Source organism: Ruegeria sp. CF2 (assembly GCF_056537385.1).
In genome coordinates, this window is record NZ_JBQFRL010000005.1 from 76,285 (window position 1) to 94,107 (window position 17,823).

At 62.7% G+C, this 17,823-nt stretch carries 25 protein-coding genes; 15 read left to right on the top strand and 10 right to left on the bottom strand.

Annotated elements, in window-relative coordinates; genetic code table 11:
- Both cbiB and cobD read right to left on the bottom strand, forming a co-directional pair.
- Positions 1-921 carry an adenosylcobinamide-phosphate synthase CbiB gene (gene cbiB / locus ACR0IR_RS17580; RefSeq protein ID WP_170366252.1) on the bottom strand — a complete coding sequence of 307 codons (921 nt, stop codon included), beginning with the start codon at positions 919-921 and terminating at the stop codon, positions 1-3.
- Positions 918-1,883: a threonine-phosphate decarboxylase CobD gene (gene cobD / locus ACR0IR_RS17585; protein WP_170366254.1), complete on the bottom strand. Its 966-nt coding sequence runs from the start codon at positions 1,881-1,883 to the stop codon at positions 918-920. Before cobD ends, cbiB begins: the two co-directional genes overlap by 4 nt.
- 182 nt (positions 1,884-2,065) lie before the next feature.
- Between cobD and ACR0IR_RS17590 the strand changes: the two genes are divergently transcribed.
- Positions 2,066-2,428 carry a response regulator transcription factor gene (locus tag ACR0IR_RS17590; protein WP_093965237.1) on the top strand — a complete coding sequence of 121 codons (363 nt, stop codon included), beginning with the start codon at positions 2,066-2,068 and terminating at the stop codon, positions 2,426-2,428.
- On the opposite strand, the gene ACR0IR_RS17595 is transcribed toward ACR0IR_RS17590, so the two are convergent.
- Positions 2,410-3,399, bottom strand: a complete 990-nt coding sequence (locus ACR0IR_RS17595) for a glutathione S-transferase family protein (protein WP_170366256.1) — start codon at positions 3,397-3,399, stop codon at positions 2,410-2,412. The genes ACR0IR_RS17590 and ACR0IR_RS17595 overlap by 19 nt on opposite strands.
- A gap of 214 nt (positions 3,400-3,613) precedes the next feature.
- Here ACR0IR_RS17595 and ACR0IR_RS17600 point away from each other — a divergent pair, with 214 nt between their 5' ends.
- The gene (locus ACR0IR_RS17600; protein WP_093965240.1) at positions 3,614-3,967 is read left to right on the top strand and encodes a hypothetical protein; all 354 of its coding nucleotides are present in this window, start codon (positions 3,614-3,616) and stop codon (positions 3,965-3,967) included.
- 20 nt (positions 3,968-3,987) lie between these two features.
- On the opposite strand, the gene ACR0IR_RS17605 is transcribed toward ACR0IR_RS17600, so the two are convergent.
- A complete protein-coding gene (locus ACR0IR_RS17605) occupies positions 3,988-5,160 on the bottom strand; it encodes a MalY/PatB family protein (protein WP_170366258.1) in 1,173 nt (390 codons plus the stop codon).
- A gap of 94 nt (positions 5,161-5,254) precedes the next feature.
- Here ACR0IR_RS17605 and def (ACR0IR_RS17610) point away from each other — a divergent pair, with 94 nt between their 5' ends.
- The 6 genes from def (ACR0IR_RS17610) to ACR0IR_RS17635 are packed head-to-tail and all read left to right on the top strand — an operon-like array spanning position 5,255 to position 8,283.
- The gene (gene def, locus ACR0IR_RS17610; RefSeq protein ID WP_170366260.1) at positions 5,255-5,773 is read left to right on the top strand and encodes a peptide deformylase; all 519 of its coding nucleotides are present in this window, start codon (positions 5,255-5,257) and stop codon (positions 5,771-5,773) included.
- Positions 5,770-6,264, top strand: coding sequence for a peptide deformylase (def, locus tag ACR0IR_RS17615; RefSeq protein WP_170366262.1), 495 nt, complete (start codon positions 5,770-5,772; stop codon positions 6,262-6,264). Before def (ACR0IR_RS17610) ends, def (ACR0IR_RS17615) begins: the two co-directional genes overlap by 4 nt.
- 6 nt (positions 6,265-6,270) lie before the next feature.
- A complete protein-coding gene (fmt, locus tag ACR0IR_RS17620; protein WP_170366264.1) occupies positions 6,271-7,191 on the top strand; it encodes a methionyl-tRNA formyltransferase in 921 nt (306 codons plus the stop codon).
- The gene (locus ACR0IR_RS17625; RefSeq protein WP_005981317.1) at positions 7,191-7,427 is read left to right on the top strand and encodes a hypothetical protein; all 237 of its coding nucleotides are present in this window, start codon (positions 7,191-7,193) and stop codon (positions 7,425-7,427) included. The genes fmt and ACR0IR_RS17625 overlap by 1 nt, the downstream gene beginning before the upstream one ends.
- 1 nt (position 7,428) lies before the next feature.
- A complete protein-coding gene (locus tag ACR0IR_RS17630) occupies positions 7,429-7,665 on the top strand; it encodes a GlsB/YeaQ/YmgE family stress response membrane protein (protein ID WP_149776373.1) in 237 nt (78 codons plus the stop codon).
- Positions 7,666-7,722: 57 nt separating this feature from the next.
- Positions 7,723-8,283: a DinB family protein gene (locus ACR0IR_RS17635; RefSeq protein ID WP_170342685.1), complete on the top strand. Its 561-nt coding sequence runs from the start codon at positions 7,723-7,725 to the stop codon at positions 8,281-8,283.
- Here ACR0IR_RS17635 and ACR0IR_RS17640 read toward each other — a convergent pair.
- From ACR0IR_RS17640 to ACR0IR_RS17665, 6 genes are all read right to left on the bottom strand, one after another.
- Positions 8,280-8,903 carry a trimeric intracellular cation channel family protein gene (locus ACR0IR_RS17640; RefSeq protein ID WP_170366266.1) on the bottom strand — a complete coding sequence of 208 codons (624 nt, stop codon included), beginning with the start codon at positions 8,901-8,903 and terminating at the stop codon, positions 8,280-8,282. The two genes, ACR0IR_RS17635 and ACR0IR_RS17640, sit on opposite strands and share 4 nt — an antisense overlap.
- Entirely contained in the window at positions 8,900-9,367 is a 468-nt protein-coding gene (gene rnhA / locus ACR0IR_RS17645; RefSeq protein ID WP_170366268.1) for a ribonuclease HI, read from the bottom strand. Before rnhA ends, ACR0IR_RS17640 begins: the two co-directional genes overlap by 4 nt.
- Positions 9,360-9,944, bottom strand: coding sequence for a class I SAM-dependent methyltransferase (locus tag ACR0IR_RS17650; RefSeq protein ID WP_170366270.1), 585 nt, complete (start codon positions 9,942-9,944; stop codon positions 9,360-9,362). The genes rnhA and ACR0IR_RS17650 overlap by 8 nt, the downstream gene beginning before the upstream one ends.
- Positions 9,941-10,393, bottom strand: a complete 453-nt coding sequence (locus ACR0IR_RS17655) for a DUF3429 domain-containing protein (protein WP_170366272.1) — start codon at positions 10,391-10,393, stop codon at positions 9,941-9,943. Before ACR0IR_RS17655 ends, ACR0IR_RS17650 begins: the two co-directional genes overlap by 4 nt.
- Positions 10,390-11,340, bottom strand: coding sequence for a 4-hydroxy-3-methylbut-2-enyl diphosphate reductase (ispH, locus tag ACR0IR_RS17660; RefSeq protein WP_170366274.1), 951 nt, complete (start codon positions 11,338-11,340; stop codon positions 10,390-10,392). Before ispH ends, ACR0IR_RS17655 begins: the two co-directional genes overlap by 4 nt.
- 200 nt (positions 11,341-11,540) lie before the next feature.
- Entirely contained in the window at positions 11,541-12,113 is a 573-nt protein-coding gene (locus ACR0IR_RS17665) for a LabA-like NYN domain-containing protein (protein WP_093965260.1), read from the bottom strand.
- A 137-nt stretch (positions 12,114-12,250) separates the two neighbouring features.
- On the opposite strand from ACR0IR_RS17665, the gene folK reads away from it, so the two are divergent.
- The 7 genes from folK to acpS all read left to right on the top strand — a co-directional run bounded on the left by folK (position 12,251) and on the right by acpS (position 17,808).
- Positions 12,251-12,820, top strand: coding sequence for a 2-amino-4-hydroxy-6-hydroxymethyldihydropteridine diphosphokinase (folK, locus tag ACR0IR_RS17670; protein ID WP_437342622.1), 570 nt, complete (start codon positions 12,251-12,253; stop codon positions 12,818-12,820).
- Positions 12,821-12,914: 94 nt separating this feature from the next.
- Positions 12,915-13,268, top strand: a complete 354-nt coding sequence (gene rpoZ / locus ACR0IR_RS17675) for a DNA-directed RNA polymerase subunit omega (protein WP_170343419.1) — start codon at positions 12,915-12,917, stop codon at positions 13,266-13,268.
- Positions 13,269-13,294: 26 nt separating this feature from the next.
- Complete coding sequence (locus tag ACR0IR_RS17680; RefSeq protein ID WP_170343420.1) at positions 13,295-15,427, top strand: RelA/SpoT family protein; 2,133 nt, start codon at positions 13,295-13,297, stop codon at positions 15,425-15,427.
- Between the two features lie 16 nt (positions 15,428-15,443).
- Positions 15,444-16,142 (top strand): DUF2062 domain-containing protein, encoded by a 699-nt coding sequence (locus tag ACR0IR_RS17685; protein ID WP_170366279.1) that lies wholly within the window; start codon positions 15,444-15,446, stop codon positions 16,140-16,142.
- Positions 16,135-16,881 (top strand): pyridoxine 5'-phosphate synthase, encoded by a 747-nt coding sequence (locus tag ACR0IR_RS17690; protein ID WP_093965268.1) that lies wholly within the window; start codon positions 16,135-16,137, stop codon positions 16,879-16,881. The genes ACR0IR_RS17685 and ACR0IR_RS17690 overlap by 8 nt, the downstream gene beginning before the upstream one ends.
- A gap of 37 nt (positions 16,882-16,918) precedes the next feature.
- Entirely contained in the window at positions 16,919-17,365 is a 447-nt protein-coding gene (locus tag ACR0IR_RS17695; protein WP_170366280.1) for an ABZJ_00895 family protein, read from the top strand.
- Complete coding sequence (gene acpS / locus ACR0IR_RS17700) at positions 17,362-17,808, top strand: holo-ACP synthase (protein WP_093965271.1); 447 nt, start codon at positions 17,362-17,364, stop codon at positions 17,806-17,808. The genes ACR0IR_RS17695 and acpS overlap by 4 nt, the downstream gene beginning before the upstream one ends.
- The last annotated feature ends 15 nt before the right edge of the window (positions 17,809-17,823 follow it).

The window sequence follows — 17,823 nt, forward strand, 5'->3', positions numbered from 1 at the left end:
TCAGAAAACCGTGTTCAGAACAACCCACACCGTCAGCCCCGCCAACGCAAGCCCCCAAACCTGCCAAAGCATTCCGCATGCGCGGAAAACCTCCGTCGCGCCAATTGTGCGCCGGGCTTCGCCGTTGACCCAGGCCAGATCGCGCATCTGCCCGTCATAGCTGCGCGGCCCGGCTAGTGCCACGTCCAGCGCGCGGGCCATGGCGGCCTCGGGCCAGCCGGCATTGGGCGAGATGTGGCGCCGCGCGTCCGCCACGATGGCCCGCCATTGGCGCCACTGCCCCGACAGGGCCACGATCATCAGGCAAGTCAGCCGCGCCGGGATCAGGTTCAGCAGATCGTCCAGCCGGGCGGCGGCCCAGCCGAAGTCTCGGTACGTGTCGTTGCGGTAGCCGATCATGCTGTCGGCGGTGTTCACCGCCTTGTAGACCAGCAGCCCCGGCAAGCCGCCCAGCAGGAACCAGAAGGCCGGGGCGATCACCCCGTCGCTTAGGTTCTCGGCGGCGCTCTCGATGGCCGAGCGCGCCACCTGTGCCTCGGTCATCTGCGAGGTGTCGCGCGACACGATCATTGCCACCGCCGCGCGCCCCTCGGGCAGGGATTGCCGCAGCGCGACGCCCACGGCGCGGACATGCGCCACCAGAGAATTCTGTGCCAACAGGATCGCGCAGACCACGACCTCGACCACCCAGCCAAGCCACGTCAGCGCCGCACCGACCACCCAGCCGCCCAAGACCAGTAGAAGGGCGACGAGCACGCCCTTGGCCCGTCGATGCGTGCCGTGATTCAGGCGGCGGTCCAACCAGCCGATGGCGTTGCCCATCAGCACCGCCGGGTGCCGCAGGCGCGACCACAGCCAATCGGGCTCGCCCAATGCGGCGTCCAGCAGCATCGCCAGGGCCAGCGTCAGCGCGGTGCTCACAGCGCCGCCTCGAGCCGCGACCAGCCATGCTCGGGCGGCAGGCCCAGCCGCAGGAACCGATCAGAATAGGGGAAGATGCGGCTCCAGATGCGGGCCTGTGCCAGCCGGTCCTGCCAGGCGGCGGCATCGTCCACGTCATACAGGCGGAACAGCGTGGTTCCGCCGACCAAATGCGCGCCCTTGCCGGTCATCAGCGTATCCAGCCGTTCCGTATCACGGGCCAGTCGGGCGCGTGTGGCCTCGGCCCAGGCCGTGTCATTCAAGGCCTGCGTGCCGATGCGCAGGGCCGGGCCGGACACCGCCCATGGGCCGGTCAGATCGTTCAGTCGCGCGATCAGGTCGGGATGCCCGATGGCAAAGCCCAGCCGCAGGCCCGCAAGACCCCAGAACTTGCCAAAGCTTTTCAGGACGATCACGCCGGGGCGCTCGGACAGACGGATCAGAGATGCTTGGGGCGTCACGTCGCAAAAGCTTTCGTCGATCACGGTCAGCGGCGCATCGGCGTCCTCGGCCTGCCAGATCCGGCCGTCGGGATTGTTGGGATGCACGAACACCCGCGCCTGCGTCGGGCCGCCGGGCTGCACCGTCCAGCCCTGCGCGGCAAAGGCGGCGGCATGTTCGTTGTAGGTTGGCATGGTGATCTGGACTGCACCAACGGGGGCCAGCGCCGGGATCCGCGCGATCAGGGCCGAAGCGCCCGGCGCGGGAAGAATCGCCGCGCCGTCCGGCACACCCCAGAACCGGCGGGCCGCATCGCTCAGCCGGGCAAAGGCCCCGTGGTCGGGCAGGGCGGTCCAGTCTTCGGACGTGAGGTCCGCCACCGGGTAGGGGTGCGGGTTGATCCCGGTCGACAGGTCGATCCATTCCGCTCGCGCGCCGCCGTGGCGAGCAATGGCGTCGTCCAACCCACCGCCGTGGTCACGCTTGCCGCGTGGGTTCAAGTCGTCAGTGCGGTCAGTCATGCCGGAATCGTCCAAAACGCCGAATTTACCCCGCTTCAAGCGGATTTACGCCGTTTTTACAAGCAAATCCGGTTCATAGAGGAGGGCTGGAGCGGCCGTTAACCCTTTGTTAACGAAATAACGTGATCACAGCTTATGGGGGTCGGCACCACTCACCTTATCAAGTGCCGAGGTTGTTGCAAATGAAAGTTCTGATTGTTGAGAGTAACCCCGATCTGGGTCGGGTCTGGCAGCGGCACCTGGAACGGCAGGGGGCCGAGGTTACTCTGGTCGAAAGCCAGGAGGCAGCGATCCTTGCACTTTATGGCACGCCCTTCGACATCATAATCCTGGACCTGGTTCTGGATTCAGGCAGCGCGTTGGCGGTCGCAGATTTCGCCAGCTACCGCCGCCCGGATGCACGGGTGATTTTCGTCACCAACACCACGTTCTTTTCCGACGGGTCGATCTTTGCGCACAGCCCCAACGCCTGCGCCTATGTCCAGAGCGGAACGCCGCCCGAGGATCTGGCGGCGATGGTCGAACACTACGCCGCGGGGCGTTGATCGCGTCCGTGCGGCTCCCAATAGTCCAGGACAGGGTTGATCGGGATGGTCCGGTGCGGATTGATGCTGTCGTGACTGTAATGATAGTGCCGCACGATATGGTGCAGGTTCACCGTGCCTGCTACGCCCGGCCATTGATACAGTTCGCGCGTGTAGGCCCATAGGTTGGGATAGTCGATCAGCCGCCTGCGGTTGCATTTGAAATGCAGGTGATAGACCGGGTCGAACCGGATCAGGGTCGTGAACAGGCGCCAGTCGGCCTCGGTCAGGCGATCCCCCATCAGGTATCGGTTCGTGGACAGCCGATCCTCCAGCCAGTCCAGCGTATCGAACAGGGGGTGCACGGCCGCGTCATAGGCCTCCTGCGTGGTGGCAAAGCCGGATTTGTAGACGCCGTTGTTCACGTTTGAATAGACCCGCGCATTGACCTCTTCGATCGCGTCGCGCATCTCGGCGGGCCAGTAGTCGTCGGTGTTGCCGGTGATTTCGTTGAAGGCCGAATTGAACATGCGGATGATTTCCGAGCTTTCGTTCGACACGATGGTCTCTTGTACCTTGTCCCACAGGATGGGCACCGTCACCCGGCCCGAGTAGTTCGGGTCGGCGCGTGTGTAGACCTGATAGGCATAGTCCAGCCCATACAAAGCATCGCCGGTGGCGCCGTGATCGTCGGTCTGGAAAGTCCAACCGTGGTCCAGCATGTCCGGATGAACCACCGAGACGGTGATCAGGTCCTGAAGTTCCTTGATCTGGCGGAAGATCAACGTCCGGTGTGCCCAAGGGCAGGCCAGGCTGACATACAGGTGATATCGCCCGGCTTCGGCCTTGAAACCGTCCTTGCCCGAGGGACCTGCATTGCCATCGGCCGTTATCCAGTTTCGAAACTGGGCAGCCGAACGTTTGAACGCTCCGCCGGTGGATTTCGTGTCATACCAGGTGTCGTGCCAGGTGCCGTCGACCAACAGGCCCATCTTGGATCCTCCGTTTCCGTCTCCGGACAAAGCTTAGTGCGACAGCGCCGCAGTTCACATCGCCGAAGGCGCGCAGCATCTCTGCGCAGTCGCACAGTGCCACCCGGGATGTCTGTGCAACAAATCGCCCACAGATCCGCGTCAACGGTCGGGCTTCACTGGATTTTTACGAAGATACCCCCACAATAGATGGCATAGCTTGGGGGGAATTTTGATGAGTACTTATGTTTCCAAGGAAATTAGCGCCGAATTGGATGCGGCCCGAATCGCATCGCTCAAGAAGTCCAGCCGCCTGCGGGTGGAAATGGGCGACAATACCTACAGAATCCTCAAATTGTGGAAGGATGGTTTCGCAGTCGAGGCCGAGACAACACCGCGTCTGCGTGGACTGGTCGATATTTTTGATGGCGCCAACCACCTGTATCAATGCCTGATCGTCGCTGACGAGGAAGACGGCGGCCAGATGCGATATGAGTTCAAGCGCAGCACCGTCGCGGCGGACAAGGCGCCACTGGATTTCTATCGCGCGCCGGATGCCCCAATCGCCCTTCTCGGCAAAGACGACTAGGGCAGATCGTTCACGCGGCCTTATTGAAGGTCGGAAAAAGCAAGTTTCAAACGGGCGCACGCGTCCTCGACCCGCGCCCGCTGAGTAGCGAGATTGAACCGTTCGAAGGTCTCGCCTCCCGTTCCAAAACCTGGGCCGGATGACGTTGCGATCCGCGCATCATCGCGCAGACGGCGCACGAATTCGGCGTGATCCATGCCGGTGCCCGAGAAATCGACCCAGGCCAGGTAGGTTGCCTGCAAGGGCATCGACCACAGACCGGGGATTTCGGAGATCGCTGCATCGAATATCGCGCGGTTGCCCCTCAGGTGGTCGATCTGGGCATCCACCCATTGCGCACCTTCGGGCGTGTAGGCCGCGGTGATCATCGCCACGCCAAGTGCGCTGGGGTCATAGTCCAACGTGTTCAGCCGGTGACGCATCTGCGCCCGCAGCGTGTCGTCGGGAATGATCATGTTCCCGGTGCGCTGGCCTGCGATATTGAAGGTCTTGGACGCCGCTGTCAGCGTCACCGTCCAGGGCCGTGCATCCGGCGCGGCCACGTCCATTGGCACGAATTTGTGCTCGGGATAGACCAGATCGTGATGGATCTCGTCCGAGATCAGGATCAGCCCGTTGCGTTCGGCAAAGGCCGCCACCGCACGCAGCTCGTCCGATGTCCAAACCCGCCCCGACGGGTTTTGCGGCGAGCACCACAGCAACAGCTTTTCCGACCCGTCCAGCCGCGACTGCGCGTCGTCCAAGTCTATCTCATAGGTATCGCCGGCCCGCACCAGCGGGCATTCTACCACCCGGCGGCCGGTCTTGTTCACCTTGTGCGCAAACTCGTGGTAGACCGGCGTGAAGATCACAACCCCGTCCCCCGGTTCGCTCCACACGTCGAGGCTCAGCGCGATGGCGTTGCCCAGACCTTGCGAGGTCAGGATCCAATCGGTGTCGATCGCCCAGTCGTGACGGTTCTGCATCCACCACTGCACCGCCTGCAGATAGGCCGGGTGCTGCCAGGAATAGCCGAACACCCCGTGATCGGCCGCACGGCGCACCGCCTCAATCACGCAAGGCGCGGTAGCATAGTCGGAATCGGCGGTCCACATCGCCAGCCCGTCCTCGGGCGAGACACCATAGATTTTCTCCATCTTGTCCCATTTCGAGCTGAAGGTGCCCCGGCGGTCGATCAGGTCGTTGAAAGTCATGTCTGCTCCATTCGTTGGCCCGAAAGCTATCGGGAAATTCGCCCGGCGCAAGGGGGGCGTTGCGGCCACGCGCGCGATGACCTAAATCAGCCCCATGAAACGCAACATCCTGATCCATCCCGATCCCCGCCTGAAAAAGGTCTGTGCGCCCTTGGACGACCTGTCGGACGAGCTGCGCGCGCTGGCCGACGACATGCTGGAAACCATGTATGACGCGCCGGGCATCGGGCTGGCCGCGCCCCAGATCGGCGTGCTGGAACGTCTGATCGTACTGGATTGCGTCAAAGAGGAAGGCGCCACCCCTCGCCCGCTGGTGATGTTCAACCCCGAGATCATCTCGGCCTCGGACGAAACCAGCGTCTACGAGGAAGGCTGCCTGTCGATCCCCGATCAGTTCGCCGAGGTCACCCGCCCGGCCGAGGTCGAGGTCGCCTGGATGGACCAGAACGGCAAGGCGCAGCGCGAAACCTTCGACGGACTCTGGGCCACCTGCGTGCAGCACGAGATCGACCACCTGAACGGCAAGCTGTTCATCGACTATCTCAAGCCGCTGAAACGGCAGATGATCACGCGCAAGATGGTCAAGCTCAAGCGTGAGCTGGCCCGCGCATGACCGTCCGTCCCTGCCTGCCGTGGCCCGACAAGCGCCTGCGCACCAAGGCCGAGCCGGTGACCGAGATCACCGACGAAATCCGCGCCATCTGGGACGACATGATCGACACCATGGAGGCGATGCCCGGCGTCGGCCTGGCGGCGCCCCAGATCGGCGTGATGCTGCGGCTGGCGGTCGTGGACGGCTCGGCTGAGCGCGGCCGCGCGGTGCGCCTGGCCAACCCCGAAATCCTGCACAGCTCGATCGAGCTGCGCGACCATGACGAGGCCAGCCCGAACCTGCCGGGCGTGTCGGCCAAGATCAAACGTCCGCGTGCGGTGACGGTCAGATTCCTCAATGAAAAAGGCGAGATCGACCGACGCGATTTCGTCGGCATCGAAGCCACCAGCGTGCAGCACCAGATCGATCATCTGAACGGCAGGATGTATTTTGACCGTCTCAGCAAGGTCAAACGCGACATGCTGCTGCGCAAGGCGAAAAAGGCGGGGTAGGGCGGCATGCGCGTCATCTTCATGGGAACGCCCGAGTTTTCGGTGCCGGTGCTGGAGGCGCTGGTGCAGGCCGGGCACGAGATCGCCGCCGTCTATTGCCAGCCCCCGCGCCCGGCCGGTCGCGGCAAGAAGGATCGGCCAACGCCGGTGCATGCCCGCGCCGAGGCGTTGGGCCTGCCGGTGCGCCATCCCACCTCGCTGAAATCGCCCGAGGAACAGGCCGCCTTTGCCGCGCTGAAGGCCGATGTGGCCGTGGTCGTTGCCTATGGGCTCATCCTGCCGCAGCCGATTCTGGACGCGCCCCGACATGGCTGCCTGAACATCCACGGCAGCCTGCTGCCGCGCTGGCGCGGGGCCGCGCCGATCCACCGGGCGATCATGGCGGGCGATGCCGAGACCGGCGTCTGTATCATGCAGATGGAGGCCGGTCTGGACACCGGCCCCGTCCTGCTGCGTCAGGCCACCCCGATCGGACCCGAGGAAACCACCGCCCAGCTGCATGACCGCCTGTCGGCGATGGGCGCCGATCTGATCGTGCAGGCACTGGACCGCCTGCCCGAGCTGACCCCCGAACCGCAGCCCGAGGTCGGCGTGACCTATGCCGCCAAGATCAACAAGGCCGAGGCCCGCGTGGACTGGTCGCGCCCCGCCTTCGAGGTCGATCGCCAGATCCGGGGCCTGTCGCCCTTTCCCGGTGCCTGGACTCAGATCGAGGGCGAGCGCGTCAAGCTGCTCGCCTCGCGTCTGTCGGACGGGCAGGGCGTGCCGGGCGAGGTGCTGGACGACGCGCTGCGCGTGGCCTGCGGCACCGGCGCGGTCGAACTGCTGCGCTTGCAACGGGCAGGCAAGGCGGCGCAGGATAGGGAAACCTTCCTGCGGGGCTGGCCGATCCCGGCCGGGACCCGCCTCGGCTCGGAGACGTCCTGATGTTCATGGTGATGATGGGCACCGTCGTGATTGCCGGCATCGTCGGCTATCTGTCCGAGGTGACGGGCTTTACCCACAACGGTTATCTGCAATCCATCATTATCTGCGTGGGTGGGGCGTTCCTGTTCTATTTCATCCGCATCATGTTCGGCATCAGCTTTGGACCGCCGGGGCTGGATGCGGTGATCTCGTCAGTGGGGGCCTTGATCATCGTGCCCACGCACTGGAGGAAATGAGATGCCCGTCCTTGCCTTGATCGTCATCGGCGCCGCGGCCGGATTTCTGGCCACCCGCCTGATGCGGATCGAGGCGGACATCCCCACCACCCTGCTGATCGGTATCGCCGGGGCCGTGGTGGGCGGGCTGATCATGCGCGCCTTGCTGACGGTCATGGGCTGGATGCCCGGATTCGTCGGCGCGGTGCTGGGCGCGCTGCTGCTGATCTGGATCTGGAAGACCTATTTCCGGCGTTGATGCGGCAGGCCGCAGGCCACGCTAGACAGTGCCTTGGCAATCAACTAGGCATCGGCAATGAAAAACTATTTCTTGCCACAAGCTTATAACAACGCATGGGCCAACCACCGAATTCTGGAGGCTTGCGCGCAATTGCCCCCCGAGGAACTGGCGAAGCACCGTACTGGTTTCTTCCCGTCCATCATCGAGACTCTCAATCACATTTATACGGTTGATCTTTTCTACGTCACCGCTCTGGAAGGCCGGCCAATGGGATTGGACGCCTTCGACCCGGAAACCCCCTATCCCGACTTGCCCGAGCTTTCGGCGCACCAACGCGCCATCGACCAACGTTTCGTGGATGTTTGCCGCGATGAGAAGGTTTTGGATGAAACTGCACGCGTCAGGATTCCACGTGGGGACGTAGTGCAAGTCGAGCGGTACGACCGCACGATCCTGCACTTGCTGCAGCACCAGATTCACCATCGGGGACAAGTGCATTCGATGCTTTCGGACACGATGATCGCTCCGCCGCAACTGGATGAATTCTTCATGGAGTGGGAGGCTGACAGATCATTGCGGGCCGAAGATTTTACATCTCTGAACCTGACCGAGGAAGAGGTCTGGCGCGGCCTCTAGCTTCGTGGCGGGCGTGCCTTGTAGACCGGCAACTGCCAGCCGAACAGCAGCGATCCGGCCCGCAGTGCCCAGCAGGACAGCGCGCACAGGCCCAGTGCCAGCAGCGTCTCCAGCCCCAGACGAGTGGCCACCACGGCCACAAGCGCCCCGGTGAAGGCGCACGAGACGTAAAGCTCGCCCTGCTTGAGCACCAACGGTACCTCGTTGCAGACCACGTCGCGCATCAGCCCGCCCAGGCAGCCGGTGGTCACACCCATCAACACCACGATCACGCCCGACTGACCCAGCGCCAGCGCCGCGCCCGTTCCCGCGGCCGCGGCGACCGACAGCGCGAAACTGTCCAGCCAGACCAACCAGTTGTAGCGGCTTTCGACCAGATGCGCGGTGAAGAACACGACCACCGCCGCTGCCACCGCGATCAGGATATAGTCAGGTTGGCCCACCCAGAACACGGGGTGCCGGTCCAGCAGCAGATCACGCACCGTGCCACCGCCCACCGCCGTCAGACAGGCGATGAAGGCAAATCCCACAAGATCCAGCTGCGCCCGGCTGGCCACCAGCGCTCCGGTCAGCGCAAAGACCAGAACCGAGGCATAGTCCAGCAGAGCCAGACCGCTCATGTGCGGGCCTTTTTCGGCTTGAACGGGGCCATGCCCGCGCGTGCCAACTCATCTGCGCGTTCGTTTTCGGGGTGGCCGGCATGGCCCTTGACCCATTCCCAGGTCACGTCATGGCGCTGTTGGGCTTCGTCCAGCCGCTGCCACAGGTCCACGTTTTTGACGGGCTTTTTGCTGGCGGTCTTCCAGCCGTTGCGCTTCCACCCGTGGATCCAGCCCGTCACCCCGTTTTTCACATAGGCGCTGTCGGTCACAATGGTGATCTTCGAGGGCCGCTCCAGTGTTTCGAGCGCGCTGATCGCGGCCAGAAGCTCCATCCGGTTGTTGGTGGTCTCGGCTTCTCCGCCGTTCAACTCGCGCTCTTTCAGGACGGTTTCTCCATCCACCGCCCGTAGTAGCACGCCCCAGCCCCCCGGGCCGGGATTGCCGGAACAGGCACCATCGGTATAGGCAAACAGATCAGGCATGGGCCAGCACCAGAATGAAACCGTCATAAGAACCGGCCAACCCCTTTCCCATACCGGTGGTGACACGGTCAATGACGAACCCGGCCTCAACCAACGCGGTCTCGATCTCGGGGCGCGTGAAATAGGTGTAATAGCGGCCCAGTTCGTCGCGATGCTCTCCGGTGCCCAGTTTGAGGCCCAGAAAGAACACGCCGGCCGGCTTCAGGGCCCGGTGGATGGCGGCCAGGTGTCGCGGGAAGTCGGCGCGCGGGGCGTGCAGCAGGGAAAAGCTGGCATAGACCCCATCGTATTCGGCCGTTTCGGTCACGTCGTCGAACGTGCCCGAATGCGCGTCCACGCCATTTGCGCGGGCGTGTTCGACAAAGGCCGGTGTGGCGTCCAGCGCCCGAACCCGCAGCCCCTGGCGCAGAAAGAAACCGCTGTCCGAACCCGGACCCGACCCCAGATCCAGCACCAGCCCGTCGCCGACCGCCTGCGCAAAGGCTGCGCGCGATTCGATCTGTTCGGGTGGCAGCGGCACTTTCAGATAGTCGTCCACACGGGTTGTGTAGGCGTCGATGGTTCGTTTGTCGCTCACAGGAATACTCCGACGGCCAGGCAGGCCAGCACGACGGCGCTCAGCAGCAACCGCAGTTTCATCCACCAGCGCGGGGTCAGACCCCAGGACCAGAACAGCGCGTCCAGCACCAGCAGCCCGGCAAAGCCGATCATCAGGTTGGTACCCGCGTCGACCGGCCCGCCGCCGGTGGTGAAGAACGCCCACAGCGCCGGCAGGACCGACAGCCCATAGCACAGCGCCGCCCGGCTGCCGGCGGTCTTGGTGGCAAAACCCCACAGAACGCCGGACATGAAGCTGAGGATTACCGCGCCATAGAACAGCTGCACATAGGGCCCCACGAACCGCGGGCCCAGCGCGCGGCTGCCCCAATCATTCAGGTCTCCGCTCAGGTAGGTCAGCGCGCCCCAGACAAAGGGGATCAGACCAGCCAGGCCCAGAACCAACGGTGCGCGGGGGATGCCGCTCATGCGGGCACGCGCAGAATGCGGGGCACCTTGAACTCGACATTCTCGGTGGCGGTTTCGACGGTTTCGACGGTCACGTCAAAGCGGTCGCGGAAGGCGTCGATCACCTCGTTCACCAGAACTTCGGGCGCCGAGGCGCCGGCGGTGATGGCGATGCTGGAAATCCCTTCGAGCGCGCGCCAGTCGATGTCGGTGGCGCGCTGCACCAGCTGTGCATAGGTGCAGCCCGCCTTGGACGCCACCTCGACCAGGCGGCGCGAATTCGATGAGTTGGGCGCACCTACCACCAGCAGCGCATCCGACCTGGGTGCGACGGTCTTCACCGCCTCCTGCCGGTTGGTGGTGGCATAGCAGATGTCTTCCTTGTGCGGGCCGACGATGGCCGGGAACCGGTCCTGCAGCGCGGCCACGATGTCGCGCGTGTCGTCCACCGAGAGGGTGGTCTGGGTGACGAAGGCCAGTTTTTTAGGGTCGCGGACCTGTACCCCGGCCACGTCGTCAACCGTTTCCACCAGCAGAACTTCGCCCTCGGGCAGCTGGCCCATGGTACCGACGGTTTCGGGGTGGCCCTTGTGCCCGATCATGATCATCTGCAACCCGGCCTCAGCGTGGCGCTGGGCCTCGATATGGACCTTGGACACCAGCGGGCAGGTGGCGTCGACATAGATCATCTCGCGCGCGGCTGCGGCTGCGGGCACCGACTTGGGAACGCCATGGGCGGAAAAGATCACCGGCCGGTCATCGGGGCATTCGTCCAGCTCTTCTACAAAGACGGCACCCTTGGCGCGCAGCCCGTCCACGACGAACTTGTTGTGCACGATCTCATGCCGGACATAGACCGGGGCGCCCCATTTCTGCAGGGCCATTTCCACGATTTTGATCGCGCGGTCCACGCCAGCGCAGAACCCGCGCGGGGCGGCCAGATACAGGGTCAGGGGGGGCTTGGTCATGCGTCTGTCTCCTTGAAAGGGACAGGTAAGGCTTTTCCACCTGTTGGTCCAGTCAGGACAGCCTTGTCATCATGCTGACATGAAGTCCTGTTAGCCAATACCCGTTTGAGCACGGGTTCTTGATTAAAGAAGCGCGGCCAGGACACGAAGTCCTGACCGCGCGATTGCTCCACATGTGTGAGTGGTGGATGGCGGAGTTCTTATTTTCCTGCGACGGCTACTGTGCGCGGTTCATCGGACACGTCCCGCGGAGGGCGTCCGATCACGTCGCGCAGATCGTCAAGCTCGATGAAATTGTCGGCCTGACGACGCAGCTCGTCCGAAATCATCGGCGGCTGGCTACGGATGGTCGAAACCACCGAAACGCGCACGCCCTGACGTTGCAGGCTGGCAATCAGCGGGCGGAAATCCCCATCACCCGAAAACAGCACAATATGATCCACGCGCGGCGCAAGCTCCATGGCATCGACAGTCAGTTCGATGTCCATGTTCCCCTTGACCTTACGGCGCCCCATGCTGTCGGTGTATTCCTTGGCCGGCTTGGTCACCATGGTGAAGCCATTGTAATGCAGCCAATCGACAAGCGGACGGATCGGTGAGTATTCGTCGTTTTCTAGCAGCGCTGTGTAGTAGAAGGCTCTGAGAAGCTTGCCTCGACGCATGAATTCCTGGCGAAGCAACTTGTAATCGATGTCAAACCCCAGTGCTTTTGCGGCGGCGTACAGATTCGAGCCGTCGATGAACAGCGCAAGCCGTTCGTCCTTGTAAAACATTAATTTGTCCTTCCGGTATCGCTCAACGCGCGGAGGTGTCTGTGAGTGAAAAAAAATAAATTCGCGCATTGATGCCTTTAAAATAGGCTATTTGACCTGTATCGCAAGTATTCTCTGAACGGAATACGGGGATAAAAGTGGTCAAATCCATGTCAAAAGTGGTCGTGGCGTTGGGGGCAAATCTCACCTTGAGAGGAAACGGGCCCAAGGTGACACTCGCGCAGGCTCTCGAGGTCATGGAGGTCAAGGGGCTGGTGATTCGGGCCAAAAGCCGGCTGTTTTCGACCCCCTGCTTCCCTGCGGGCGCCGGCCCGGACTATGTGAATGCAGCCGCTTTGATCGAGACGGAACTGGATCCGCGCGGTGTTCTGGACCTGCTGCACGAGGTCGAGGCCGAGTTCGGCCGCGCCAGGGTTCAGCGTTGGGGTATGCGCACACTTGATCTTGATCTTGTCTGCTGGGACGACCGCGTTCTGCCGGACCTGGACGGATACCGCCGCTGGCTGGATTTGCCGATGGAGCAGCAGGTGCAATCCGCGCCCGAACAACTGATCGTGCCGCACCCGCGCCTGCAGGACCGGGCATTCGTGCTGGTTCCGATGGCTGACGTCGCGCCCGATTGGCGCCATCCGGTGCTGGATTTGACCGTCCGGGAAATGATTGGACAGCTGCCTGCGGACGAGGTTGCCGCCGTAACCCCCCTCTGAGCCGCCAATGCTGGGCATTTCCCGCTTGTCAAGGCAGAGAATCGCGCTTAGATAAACCCCTTCCTGACACGGATTCATTTGTGGAGAGCGCCTCATGGCCCGCGTGACGGTCGAAGACTGCGTAGACAAGGTACCGAACCGGTTCGAACTGGTGATGCTTGCCGCCCATCGTGCGCGCGAGATTTCCACTGGCGGATCGATCACCGTTGACCGCGACAACGACAAGAACCCCGTCGTGGCTCTGCGCGAGATTGCCGAAGAAACCCAGACGGCGGACGAGCTGCGTGAACGTCTGATCGAGGCCAACCAGACACAGATCGAGGTCGACGAGCCCGAAGAAGATCAGATGGCGCTGTTGATGGGTGCAGAGTCGGACAAGCCGGCAGATGACGACATGTCCGAAGAGAAACTCCTGCGTGCCCTGATGGAGGCCCAGGGGCAGGGGTAAGCCCTGCAAGCGAAGGTGCGGACCGGATGATTTCTGTTGAAGACCTGATTGCGCTGGTCCGCAACTACAACCCCAAGACAAATGCCGATCGCATCGCCCGGGCCTATGAGTTCGGAATGCAGATGCATGAAGGGCAGTTCCGGCACTCGGGCGAGCCCTATTTTTCGCATCCCGTCGCAGTTGCCGCCATTCTGACCGAGCAGCGCCTGGACGATGCCACGATCATCACCGCGCTGCTGCACGACACGATCGAGGACACCAAGGCAAGCTATTCCAAGATCGCCGAACTGTTCGGTGACGAGGTGGCGATGCTGGTCGACGGTGTCACCAAGCTGACCAACCTGCAGCTTTCCAGTCGCGAAACCAAGCAGGCCGAGAACTTCCGCAAACTGTTCATGGCCATGTCCAAGGACCTGCGGGTGATCCTGGTCAAGCTGGCCGACCGCCTGCACAATATGCGCACGATCAAGGCAATGCGCCCTGAAAAGCAGGTGCAGAAAGCGCGCGAAACGATGGACATCTACGCGCCGTTGGCCGGCCGGATGGGCATGCAGTGGATGCGCGAAGAGCTTGAGGACCTGGCGTTCCGCGTCCTCAATCCCGAAGGCCGCCAGTCGATCATCCGCCGCTTCATCACGCTGCAGCGCGAAACCGGCGACGTGATTCACCGGATCACCGGCGACATGCGGCACGAGCTTGAGAAAGCGGGGATCGAGGCCGAAGTCTTTGGTCGCGCCAAGAAACCCTACTCGATCTGGCGCAAGATGCAGGAAAAGGATCAGGGGTTCTCGCGCCTGTCCGACATCTATGGCTTCCGCATCATTACCCAGACCGAAGAAGACTGCTATCGCACCCTTGGGGCCATACACCAGCGCTGGCGCGCGGTGCCGGGGCGGTTCAAGGACTATATCAGCCAGCCGAAATCGAACGGCTACCGGTCGATTCATACGACGGTCTCGGGCCGTGACGGCAAGCGGGTCGAGGTGCAGATCCGTACCCGTCAGATGCATGACGTCGCCGAGACAGGTGTGGCCGCGCACTGGTCCTATCGTGACGGTGTGCGGACGGAAAACCCCTTTGCGGTCGATCCGGCCAAGTGGATCGCCAACCTGACCGAGCAGTTCGATACCGAGGAAGACCACGAAGATTTCCTCGAGGCGGTGAAGCTCGAGATGTATTCGGACCAGGTCTTCTGCTTCACCCCCAAGGGCGACGTGGTGAAACTGCCGCGCGGGGCGACCCCGATCGATTTCGCCTACGCCATTCATACGCGCATCGGCCATGCCTGTGTCGGAGCCAAGGTGGACGGTATCCGTGTGCCGCTGTGGACGCGGCTCAAGAATGGCCAATCGGTCGACATCATCACCGCCGACGGCCAGACCCCGCAGGTGACCTGGCTTGAGATTGCCGTGACCGGCAAGGCCCGCACCGCCATCCGCCGCGCCCTGCGCGAGGTTGACCGTGAACGGTTCATCAAACTGGGACGCGAACTGGTCCGCGCGGGGTTCGAACATGTTGGCCGCAAGGCGACCGACAAGGCATTGGAAACCGCCGCCAAACACCTGCGCATCAAGAACAGCGATGAGTTGCTGGCCCGCGTCGGCAGTGCCGAACTGACCGCCCATGATGTAGTGGCCGCGGTCTATCCCGACCTGACCCGCGACGAGGGCGAAGCAATCCCCTTGCGTCGCGCCGTGATCGGGCTTGAGCCGGGGCAGGGGTTTGAACGCGCGCCTTGCTGCCAGCCTTTGCCGGGCGAACGCATCGTGGGCATCACGTCTCGGGGCAAGGGCGTGGTGGTGCATTCCATCGATTGCGATCGCCTTGCCGAATTCGAGGATCAGCCGCAACGGTGGGTGAATCTTCACTGGCATACCGGCACGCATCCGGCCGCTTACGGCGCCACGTTGGAACTGACCATCGGTAATGACGCCGGCGTGCTGGGACGTATTTGCACATTGATCGGCGAGAAAAAGGCCAATATCTCGAACCTGGAATTCGTGGACCGGAAGCCTGATTTCTATCGTCTGCTGATCAGTATCGAGGTGCGGGATCTTGAACAGCTGCATTCGCTGATGCTGATGCTCGAGGCGGAAAGTGACGTGGCTGCAGTCGAACGGTACCGGGACATGACAAGCGCTGCGGTCGCAGCTGGCTGAGAAGGGGTGATCAGGAGTGGTTTTCAAGCGCCGTGATCGCCGCTCGGTACTCCAGGTCCTGTCCGAGTTGGTCTATCCTCGCGGCGGTTGGACCCGCGCCTTCCACTATGTCAAACACCGTGTCCGTCGTCTCCCGGATTCGCCCGAGCGCATTGCCCGTGGCGTCGGGGCCGGGGTGTTCGCGTCCTTCACTCCTTTCTACGGCCTTCATTTTCTGGTTGCCGCGGTCTTGGCCCGGCTGCTGAACGGCAACATCCTTGCCGCGTTGAGCGGCACGTTCTTCGGCAACCCGCTGACCTACGTTCCGATCGGCGTGGTCTGCCTGCAAACTGGGCATTTCCTGCTGGGCACCGAATACGAAGAGGGTGACACCAAGGGACTGATGGGCAAATTTGCCAGCGCGATGGGGGACCTCAAGGATAACTTCCTGGCGATGTTTTCCGATCGGGTCGCTGATTGGCACGGGCTGTCCCAATTTTATGACGACGTGTTCTTTCCCTACATGATTGGCGGCATCATTCCCGGCATCGTGGCCGGCGTGATCTGCACCTATATCAGCCTGCCGGTGATCCGAACCTATCAGATGCGGCGCCGCGCAAAGATCAAGGCGAAGTTCGAAGAAATCAAACGCTTGGCCGAAGCAAGCTCTGCCGTTCCCCGACCAAACCCGATAGGCTCGGGCGACGCGAGAAAAAAGGATTCGAAGGATGTCTGACACCCCTCTGCGCCTGGGCGTGAATATCGACCATGTCGCCACCGTGCGCAACGCCCGTGGCGGCGCCTATCCCGACCCGCTTCGCGCCGCAAAGCTTGCCGAAGAGGCCGGGGCCGACGGCATCACCGCGCACCTGCGCGAAGACAGGCGGCATATCTCGGATGCCGATATCGACGGGCTGATGGAGGTTCTGTCGGTTCCGCTGAACTTTGAAATGGCGGCTACGGATGAGATGCAGAAGATCGCTCTGCGCCACAAGCCGCACGCGGTCTGCATCGTCCCCGAAAAGCGCGAGGAACGTACCACCGAAGGTGGCCTGGAAGTCGCGCGCGAGGAAAACCGTCTGGCGCATTTCATCGCGCCCCTTCGTGACGTCGGTTGCCGGGTGTCGATCTTCATCGCCGCAGACCCCAAGCAGATCGAGGCCGCCCACCGCATCGGCGCCGAAGTGATCGAGCTGCACACTGGTGCCTATTGCGACGCTCATGCCGAGGGTCGGGTGGACGACGCGCAACGCGAACTGGAGGCGCTGCGCAAGATGTCGGCCTTTGCCCATTCGCTGGGCCTCGAAGTGCATGCCGGCCATGGCCTGTCCTATGACACGGTCCAGCCCGTTGCCGCCTTCCCCGAAGTGCGCGAGTTGAACATTGGCCATTTCCTGATCGGCGAGTCCATCTTCCGGGGTCTCACCCCAGCCATTCAGGAAATGCGCCGTCTGATGGATGAGGCGCGCCAATGATCCGCTGCCTTGAAGCCTCCTTCATCTGGATCTCCCGATGCGCTTGAACATTCCCAGGTTTCTTGTCGTCTTCGTGATCACCTCGATCGCGGTCCCGGCCGTTTTGTTTGGCGTTTCGGCGGTGTTCGGAATTGACTTGTCCAGCAGTTTCCTGCCGTTCATCCCCTTTTTGGCCGCCGCGACTTTGGAAGGACACCGACAGGTTCAGACGCACCAGACCATGCCGGGCAGCGGCGACATGTGGAGCGCCGCACTATGGATGGGCATCGTCGGCATGTTGGCTAACCTGGTCATGGCTGGGCTGTTCTTTCTTGTCGTTCCAGGCATGTCCGAGGGATTGGCCGGTATCCCGGTGAACTTTTTGGTGATCGGTTTCACGATCACCTTTGTCGTGGCGTTTCTCATTTCGCGACTATTCCTGTGGGTGGGCGCCCGGTCTGCGTTCAAGGCTCTTGAAAGGGCAAAGAAAGAGACGCACTCATGATACTCGGCATTGGTACGGATCTTGCGAATATCGAGCGCATTCAGGGCACGCTCGATCGGTTCGGTGACCGGTTCCGCAACCGTGTCTTCACCGAGACCGAGCAGCGCAAGGCCGAGCGCCGGCGGGATACGGCCGGAACCTACGCCAAGCGCTGGGCCGCAAAAGAGGCGTGCTCCAAGGCGCTGGGCACGGGGCTGCGTATGGGCATCGCCTGGAAGGACATGGCAGTTACCAATCTGCGCACAGGTCAGCCCGTGATGCATGTGACCGGCTGGGCCGCCGAACGGCTGAAGGAAATGACGCCCGAAGGGCACGAGGCGATCATCCACGTCACCTTGACCGACGATCATCCATGGGCGCAGGCCTTCGTGGTGATCGAGGCGCGCCCGCTTGGTGATCCCGACGCAGCGGCCTTGACACCCCCGCGACCGCGCCGCATGTAACCCCCCGAGCCGAGC